Source organism: Limnohabitans sp. (assembly GCF_031539175.1).
GTDB lineage: Bacteria > Pseudomonadota > Gammaproteobacteria > Burkholderiales > Burkholderiaceae_C > Limnohabitans.
In genome coordinates, this window is the sequence record NZ_JAVKLQ010000068.1 from 113,171 (window position 1) to 121,157 (window position 7,987).

Sequence of the window (7,987 nt, forward strand, 5' to 3'; positions counted from 1 at the left end):
AGTGCCATGCGTGAATTCTTTCTCAGCCTCGTTATGATTCAAATATAAATAAAAGGTATTCAAAAATGCGTCGTATTCACCGTTTATTCACCATGACGCCGCAAGGTGTGTTGCGCTGGCCCATGCAGTGGCTAGGGGCACTCTTGATTGCCATTTGCTGCTGGATCGTTTTTTATACCTATGCCGCCAGTGAACGCATGGTGTACCAATACGCCGTTGAAAGTGCACAGGCCCATGCTGACTCGATCACCCAATTTCGCAACTTTTACGCCCAAGAGTTGGTGCCTCGGTCCGTCAAAGGCGGCATGGCCATCACCCACGACTACAAAAATCGCGACAACGCCTTGCCCTTGCCCGCCACGCTCACCATCGATTTAGGACATTACCTGTCCGTGGTCGATGGCGGCACACAAGTGCGCCTGTACAGCGACCGACCATTTCCTTGGCGGCAAAAAGAGCGCCAGCTGGATGACTTCCAAAGCCAAGCGCTCGCGCATCTCAAATCAGACCCCAACACCCCATTTGCACGCGAAGAAGTCATGAACGGCGTGCGTGTTTTACGGTTTGCCCAAGCCGACCGCATGCAGGCCAGCTGCGTTGCCTGTCACAACAGCTACGCCGACTCGCCCTACACGCAATGGAAAGAAGGCGACGTGCGTGGTGCACTCGAAATCATCTTGCCAGTGTCGGAATGGCAACTCGCGAGCACAGGCGTGCTGAACCGCACCTTCACGGTCTTGGTGGCCGTGCTGTTTGTGGGTTTGCTGCTGGTGTGGCTGTCGGTGCAACGCATTCGTGCCGCCCTGCAGACGTCACGTCAGCTGTCTCAAGAACGTCAAATCGCCATCCAACAGCTCAACACTGAAATGGCAGAGCGCGCGCAAGCAGAGCGGCAATTGGTGGTGGCGAAAGACAAAGCCGAACAAGCCAACCAACTGCGCGGTGAATTTTTAGCCAACATGTCGCACGAAATTCGCACGCCCATGAACGGCATCGTGGGCATGACCGAGCTGGCGCTGGAGTTGTCAACCTCGGACAGCCAAAAGGAATACCTGACATTGGCCAAAGACTCGGCCAACCATTTGCTGCAAATCATCAATGAAATATTGGACTTCTCAAAAATCGAAGCCAACGCCCTAGAGTTGATGCCTGTCGAGCTCTGCCCCGCACAATTGATTCGGCACACCACCCGCTCTTTGGAGCAGTTGGCGCGCGCCAAAGGCATCGAACTTCACTTGAAGGCCGACCCCAGCCTGCCCGACTTGGTCTGGATGGACCCTGTGCGCATGCGCCAAGTCCTCACCAATTTGATCGGCAACGCCATCAAGTTCACCAACACAGGCTCGGTGACGGTCACCACACACGTGGACCACGAAATACTCGACGAAAAGTCTTGGCTGCGCATCACCATCGAAGACACAGGCATTGGGTTTGATCCCGCACGAACCCAAGCCTTGTTCAGCCCCTTCACGCAAGCCGATGGGTCGGTCACCCGCTCTTTCGGCGGCACGGGCTTGGGACTGGCCATCACACGCAGTTTGTTGCAACTGATGGGGGGTGACATCACGGCTGAAGGGCGACCTGGCCTTGGCGCCACTTTTGTGGCCAGCATGCCTTTGCATGTGGTGACGCACAGCGCAGAAGTCGTGCTGCCTGGTCTTGCCAAGACCAACACGCCCATGCCATCGCCCACCATCCCCGCCCTGTCGGTGCTGCTGGTCGAAGATCATGAAATCAACCGCAAGCTGGCAGAAATTTTGTTGAAACGCATGGGCTGCCGCTACCAAACCGCCAACGATGGTGTGCAAGCCCTTGACCGTTTGGCCCAAGAGCAGTTCGATGTGGTGTTGATGGACGTCATGATGCCCGAGATGGATGGCCTCACCGCCTTGAGCCATCTGCGGCAAGAAGAAGCCTTGACAGGGCGACACACCAACGTGTTGATGGTCACCGCACACGCCATCACGGGGGACCGCGAGCGGTTTTTGGCAGCGGGCGCCGACGGCTATGTCTCCAAACCCATGTCGCAAGACGCGCTGCAAAACGAAATCGACCGCGTCTTGGCGCTGAATGTGAAGGACAAAACATCGTAAGCTCTGGCCCATGCCTCATGCCGTCGCTCGCCTCCGCACTGCCCGTCTCGCCCGCAGCGCCAAACCCTTCTTAGCCCGTGGCGGCCCCAAAGGCATCCGCTGTTCGGGCTGCAGGCTCATCCCCAGTCACTGCATGTGCGCGCTGCGCCCCGTGGTGTCCACACACGCAGGCATGTGCCTGTTGATGGCCGACATTGAACCCATCAAACCCAGCAACACCGGCTGGCTGATTGCCGACGTGGTGGCCGACACCTTCGCCTTTGGCTGGGCCCGCACGGAAGTCGACCCCGCCTTGCTGGCCCAGTTGAGCGACCCGCAATGGCAACCCTATGTGGTGTTCCCCAACACGTTTGCCGAACCATCGAGGGTGGTGAGCGATGTGGCAAGCACACCCCCTCACCGACGTCCACTTTTCATTTTGCTCGACGGCACTTGGGACGAGGCACGCAAAATGTTTCGCAAAAGCCCCTACCTCGACCGCTTTCCTGTGCTGAGCCTGCACCCCGAGCAACTCTCGCGCTACACCTTGCGCCGCTCCCAGACCGAAGCCCACTTTTGCACCGCAGAAGTCGGCGCCATGTGCCTAGACCTCGCCCACGACACCCAAGCCTCGCAAACGCTTGACGCTTACCTCGACGTCTACACCACGCGCTATCTGCAAGCCAAACAACAACGGCCTGTCGATTTGACGGATGGGGCGCATGTGAGGCTGCAAGAACTGCGCTGAAGTGCCCGACAATCAAGGTTTTACATCTCGGTCAGCAGCAGCTCTTTATGGCGATTCAATGGTTCCCCGGACACATGCACCTCACGCGCAAAGCGATTGGGGAGCGCATCAAAGAGATTGACGTCGTCATCGAAATGCTCGACGCTCGCCTGCCCGGCTCGAGTGCCAACCCGATGTTGGCCGAGCTGATCAAGGGCAAGCCCGCCCTCAAGATCCTGAGCAAGCAAGACTTGGCCGACCCAGCACGCACCGCACAGTGGCTGGCCCACTACAACGCCATGCCCGGCGTGCGCGCCATCGGTCTGGACACCAGCATGACCTCGCCGGCCAAAGCCTTGATTGAGGCCTGCCAACAGCTGGCTCCTAACCGTGGCGGCATGGTCAAACCCATGCGCGTGTTGATTTGCGGCATTCCCAACGTGGGCAAGTCCACCCTCATCAACACGCTCAAAGGCAAACGCGCCGCCAAAACAGGCGACGAAGCGGGTGTGACCAAAACAGAACAACGCATCGCGCTGGCCGATGACTTTTACCTCTACGACACCCCCGGCGTGCTGTGGCCACGCATCATCGTGGAGCAAAGCGGCTTCAACTTAGCCGCCAGCGGTGCCATTGGCGTGAACGCGTTTGACGAAGAAACCGTCGCGCTCGAGCTGCTCAACTACCTCATTCCGCACTACCCCGAGGTGCTGCACCAGCGCTACAACATCGACGACGTGCCCAGCCACACCGATGAAGACATGCTCGACGCCATTGGCCGCAAACGCGGTGCAGTGCAAAGCGGTGGTCGCATCAACACCACCAAAACCGCGCACATCGTGATCCACGATTTCCGCACGGCCGCGATGGGACGTGTCACGCTAGAAACGCCCGAGCAATTTGCGGCATGGCTGGCAGAAGGCAAAAAAGCCGATGCCGAACGGGCGGTGCGCAAAGAGGCGATTGAGAAAAACAAGCCCAAGAAAAAGCCATCCAACAAGCCAAAACGCTAGAGGACGACACAGGGTGCGTTGCCCAAGTCGGCATGGGCTCAAAGGCGATCACCGGTGTCGCCAAAGCGCGGTTCGCAGCAGTGTGTGGGCTTGTCATCCGGTTTCTATGGATTAGTATTTCTTCAGACAGCATCACGCCGTCGAGGAGATGTCCCTTGAAAACTTCCATCAAGTGCTGGCTCACCAGCCTTTTGTTGGCCTGTGCCAGTGCACATGCGGTTTACCCAGACAAACCGATCAAGATCGTGGTGGCGTTCCCCCCGGGCAGCTCGACCGACATCGTGGCTCGCTCGCTCGGACAACCCTTGTCCGAAGCCATGGGTCAGCCGGTGGTCATCGAAAACCGTCCCGGCGCTGGCGGCAACATTGGCACAGCGGCCGTGGCACGGTCAGCCCCCGATGGCTACACCCTCCTCATGCACAGCGTGGCCTACTCGGTCAACCCCTCGCTCTACAGCAAAGCGGGCTACGAGGTCGGCAAAGAACTGGTGGGCGTGGCCATGGCGGCGGTGTCCCCCAACATCATTTACGTGCATCCTTCGGTCAAAGCCACCAGCCTCAAAGAGTTGCTGAGCTTGGCGCAAACTGAAAAACTCAGCTATGCCTCGTCGGGCAATGGCACCACCACCCACTTGGGTGCGGAGCTGTTGTTTCGCAACTTGTCCAAAGTCGACATCTTGCACGCGCCCTACTCGCCCGCTGCAGCGGCCAATGCGGTGGTCAGTGGACAGGTCCCTGTGGGCTCCACCTCCATTCCGCCGGTGGTGCAGTTGGCCAAAAGCGGCAAAGTGGTCCCTTTGGCCGTGACCAGCAGCAAGCGCAGCAGCGCTTTGCCTGAGGTGCCCACGGTGGCCGAATTGGGCTACCCAGGGTTTGAGGCCAACACGTGGTTTGCCATGCTCGCCCCAGCGGGGACGCCGCGTGAGGTGCTCGACCGCCTCAACATGGAGGTCAACAAGATCCTGCAAAACAAAGCGCTCAACGAAGGTTTTGCGGCGCAATCGCTCGAAACCGTGCGCATGGACCGCCCAACCTTGGACAACTACTTGGGCGCTGAAGCCAAGAAGTGGGGCCAAGTCGTCGTCCAAACCGGTGCCAAGGTGGATTAAAAAGATGAGCCATCAACCCGCCGAAGGGCCGGCCCCTGAGGTGCTCGCCCAACTGCGCAGCTGGGGCACCCACGCCAGCATGCCCGAGGTCAAGGCTTTTTACAGCCAGCGCGTGGCACAGCAGGACCGCAGCGGACTCGAGCTCTTGGCTGACCAGCCTTACGGCACACACCCGCGCCAGCGGATGGATGTGTACGTCCCCCAAGCGCCTGGCCACAACCGACCCGTGCTGCTTTTTTTGCATGGCGGCGGCTTCATCCGCGGGGACAAGGCAGACCGCGCCAACGTGGGCTGGTGGGGGGCGCGACAAGGCTTTGTGACCGTGTTGGCCAATTACCGGCTCGCGCCCGAAGTGCAATGGCCATCTGGGGCAGAAGATGTGGTGGCCGCTTGCCAACGCGTGCAGGCACTGTGCAGCAGCTTCGGCGCAGACCCCCGTGCCCTCGTCTTGGCCGGTGAGTCTGCTGGGGCTGCGCATGTGGCTGCTGCATCGTTGATTCGATCTTTTCAGCCCCAGAGCTGGAACATCGCCGGTGCATTTTTGCTCTCGGGCCCCTATGACGCGCAGCTCGAGCGCATGGCGCGCGGCACTTTGGGCATTCCAACACCGGACCCACGCAATGACGCGTATTTCGGAACCGAACGGCCGGATTGGGCCGCGGCAAGCATCGTCGAATGCGTGGACGCCGCGCCTTTTCCGATCGTGGTGGGTACGGCCGAGCGTGACCTGCCCCAGATGCAGGTACAGGCCGGTGCACTTTTTTCTCGCCTCGTGACCCGACATGGCTTCCAGCCTGACTGGCTCGTGCTGCCTGAGCACAACCACTTTTCAGCCGCCGCTGCGCTCGGCACCGAGGACCCAAGTCTGGCCAAACCGCTGGCTGAATTCGTCAGGTCGTGCGCAGCACGCAGCGCGGCTCAGGCATAACGCTTGAGCAAATCGCTCAGATGTTCAGCCGCAGGGGTCAGCGGCAGGTCGGCTCTTCGCAAAAACACAATGGGTGGAGCCGTCAGACGTTCACGCACCGGAATCACCTGCAGCGCATGCTGCGTCAGGGCAAATTCAGCCCACTGACGTGGCAGCATGGTCAGCAAGTCCGAATGCGCCAACGCCACCAAAAGCGACATGGCCGAATTCGCCTGCAGCCGAATCTGAGGCTGCCCCAGCTTGAAGCGTGAAAAAACCTCGTTGAGGTCTTCAGCGGCAATGACATCCAGCGACGGGGTGGCCCAGTCGGCCGTGCTGAGCTCCTTCAGAGACCGCGCTGCCGCCAGCGGGTGCCCTTTGCGGCCCACCACGATGCGCGTATTTTCGAAGAGCGTCTCCGCGATCAACCCAGGCGCAGGGGCGGCTTGCGAAGCGGCACCCAGATAAAAATCGATGGTCCCGTTGCGCAGCCCCGGCTCAATCGCAGGGTACAGGCCCTCGATGACCTTGAGCGTCACACCCGGAAAGCGCTGGCGAAACGGACCCAGCGCGCCGGGCAACATACCCAAGTGGGGCATGATGGACAAGCCCGCCACCACGGTGCCCAGCGCTCCGCCTTGCGCCTGTGCCATTTCCTCATCGGCCCGCCTGAGCTCGTTCATGGCCGAACTGGCACGCTGGTAAAAAACTCGGCCCATGGGCGTCAACACCATGCCACGGGCATCGCGCTCAAACATGGGGTGACCCAGCTCACGCTCCAAATTCCGAATGCTGCGGGTCAGGCCTGACTGCGCGACATCCAAGTGCCGAGCCGCGCCGCGCAAGCTGCCGCGCTCCACGATCGCCACCAGATCACGCAACTGATTGAGTTTCATAAGGTGTTCTATTTTTGTGAACAGAAAGCATATTTTGCCCTCTCTTTGAGAACCCCAAGACGCTCTAGACTCCGGCTTAGACCGCTTCATTCAAGCGGCGCCCACCCCATGGAGACACACATGAAATTTCGCCCACGCCACGGCCTGAGCCGTCGCATCCTAGGCGCTGCCGCCCTCGCCACCCTGACCCTGCTGAGCACGGGGGCCATGGCCCAGAGTTGGCCCAACAAGCCTGTCAAGTTGATCGTTCCAGCGGGCGCAGGTGCAGCGCCCGATGTGATCGCCCGTCTCTTGGGCGAGCGCCTGAGTCAAGCTTGGGGACAAGGTGTGGTGGTGGACAACCGCCCCGGCGCTGGTGGCATTCCGGGCATGTCGGCGTTGGCGCGCTCGCCCAATGATGGCTACACCATCGGCTTCGTTCCCGCGGCGATGGGCACCATCACACCGCTGGTCTATAAAAACCCTCAGTTCAACCCTGACAGCGACCTCACCTCCGTCGCCACCATCGGCACCAGCCCGTTGGTGATGGTGGCCAATGCCACCTCAGGCATCAACACCCTGCAAGATTTGGCACGCTTTTCCCGCGCCAACGCCGGCAAGGCCAACTTTGCCGCGCCGCAACCGAACTCACTGCCGCACTTGGCCGGTGAGATGGTGAACAAAGCTGGCAACATGGGCATGACCGCCGTGCCCTACCAAGCGCCACCCGCCGCACTGGCCGGCCTGCTGGGCGGGGACGTTTTGATGACCACCGATGGCATTCCTGGCCTGATTGGCCAGATCAAGAGTGGTCGACTCAAGGGCTTGGCGGTCACGTCCGCCCAGCGCCTGCCGGGTTTGGACATTCCCACGGTGGCGGAAACCTACCCCGGCTATGAAGCCATCGGCTGGTTCCAGATCATCGTGCCAGCGGGCACCCCCGCCGCGGTGATTGACAAGCTCAACGCCGATGTCAACCGCATCACCAACGCGCCCGACATGGTGGCTCGCCTGAACGACATGGGCGTCTATCCCCGCGCCGACTCCCCAGCCGTGGCACGCGAATTCTTTGCCACGCAGCAACGGGCCATGAAGAAGCTGGTCACCGACCTCGGTGTTCAGCCCCAATAAATTTCTATTATTTATTTGGCGGATTCAAGGACGAAGTGCAACAAAGATGAACTGGTTATAGGTGGCTGAGGATGCGAGAGCATCATGGCCGCTTTAACCGCCAAATCGAAATTGCCCAATGTACAAGCACCTCAGCCGAGAAGAACGATACCA

At 60.1% G+C, this 7,987-nt stretch carries 7 protein-coding genes; 6 read left to right on the forward strand and 1 reads right to left on the reverse strand.

The window, feature by feature from the left end; genetic code table 11:
* Positions 1 to 65 precede the first annotated feature (65 nt).
* The 5 genes from RMS95_RS12835 to RMS95_RS12855 all read left to right on the forward strand — a co-directional run bounded on the left by RMS95_RS12835 (position 66) and on the right by RMS95_RS12855 (position 5,849).
* Complete coding sequence (locus RMS95_RS12835) at positions 66 to 2,093, forward strand: response regulator (RefSeq protein WP_310646593.1); 2,028 nt, start codon at positions 66 to 68, stop codon at positions 2,091 to 2,093.
* Between the two features lie 10 nt (positions 2,094 to 2,103).
* Positions 2,104 to 2,820 carry a tRNA-uridine aminocarboxypropyltransferase gene (locus RMS95_RS12840; RefSeq protein WP_310646594.1) on the forward strand — a complete coding sequence of 239 codons (717 nt, stop codon included), beginning with the start codon at positions 2,104 to 2,106 and terminating at the stop codon, positions 2,818 to 2,820.
* A gap of 47 nt (positions 2,821 to 2,867) precedes the next feature.
* Entirely contained in the window at positions 2,868 to 3,812 is a 945-nt protein-coding gene (gene ylqF / locus RMS95_RS12845; RefSeq protein WP_310646595.1) for a ribosome biogenesis GTPase YlqF, read from the forward strand.
* Positions 3,813 to 3,967: 155 nt separating this feature from the next.
* Entirely contained in the window at positions 3,968 to 4,921 is a 954-nt protein-coding gene (locus RMS95_RS12850) for a tripartite tricarboxylate transporter substrate binding protein (RefSeq protein WP_310646596.1), read from the forward strand.
* 4 nt (positions 4,922 to 4,925) lie between these two features.
* Positions 4,926 to 5,849 carry an alpha/beta hydrolase gene (locus tag RMS95_RS12855; RefSeq protein WP_310646597.1) on the forward strand — a complete coding sequence of 308 codons (924 nt, stop codon included), beginning with the start codon at positions 4,926 to 4,928 and terminating at the stop codon, positions 5,847 to 5,849.
* Here the strand turns inward: RMS95_RS12855 and RMS95_RS12860 are convergent.
* The gene (locus tag RMS95_RS12860) at positions 5,840 to 6,724 is read right to left on the reverse strand and encodes a LysR substrate-binding domain-containing protein (protein ID WP_310646598.1); all 885 of its coding nucleotides are present in this window, start codon (positions 6,722 to 6,724) and stop codon (positions 5,840 to 5,842) included. The genes RMS95_RS12855 and RMS95_RS12860 overlap by 10 nt on opposite strands.
* A 120-nt stretch (positions 6,725 to 6,844) precedes the next feature.
* Between RMS95_RS12860 and RMS95_RS12865 the strand changes: the two genes are divergently transcribed.
* Positions 6,845 to 7,834: a tripartite tricarboxylate transporter substrate-binding protein gene (locus tag RMS95_RS12865; protein ID WP_310646599.1), complete on the forward strand. Its 990-nt coding sequence runs from the start codon at positions 6,845 to 6,847 to the stop codon at positions 7,832 to 7,834.
* Positions 7,835 to 7,987 lie beyond the last annotated feature (153 nt).

Excerpts from the sequence above, each read along its gene's own strand:
- RMS95_RS12835 (WP_310646593.1), top strand. The coding sequence starts at position 66 with ATGCGTCGTATTCACCGTTTATTCACCATGACGCCGCAAGGTGTGTTG.
- RMS95_RS12840 (WP_310646594.1), top strand. The coding sequence starts at position 2,104 with ATGCCTCATGCCGTCGCTCGCCTCCGCACTGCCCGTCTCGCCCGCAGC.
- ylqF (WP_310646595.1), top strand. The coding sequence starts at position 2,868 with ATGGCGATTCAATGGTTCCCCGGACACATGCACCTCACGCGCAAAGCG.
- RMS95_RS12855 (WP_310646597.1), top strand. The coding sequence starts at position 4,926 with ATGAGCCATCAACCCGCCGAAGGGCCGGCCCCTGAGGTGCTCGCCCAA.
- RMS95_RS12860 (WP_310646598.1), bottom strand. The coding sequence starts at position 6,724 with ATGAAACTCAATCAGTTGCGTGATCTGGTGGCGATCGTGGAGCGCGGC.
- RMS95_RS12865 (WP_310646599.1), top strand. The coding sequence starts at position 6,845 with ATGAAATTTCGCCCACGCCACGGCCTGAGCCGTCGCATCCTAGGCGCT.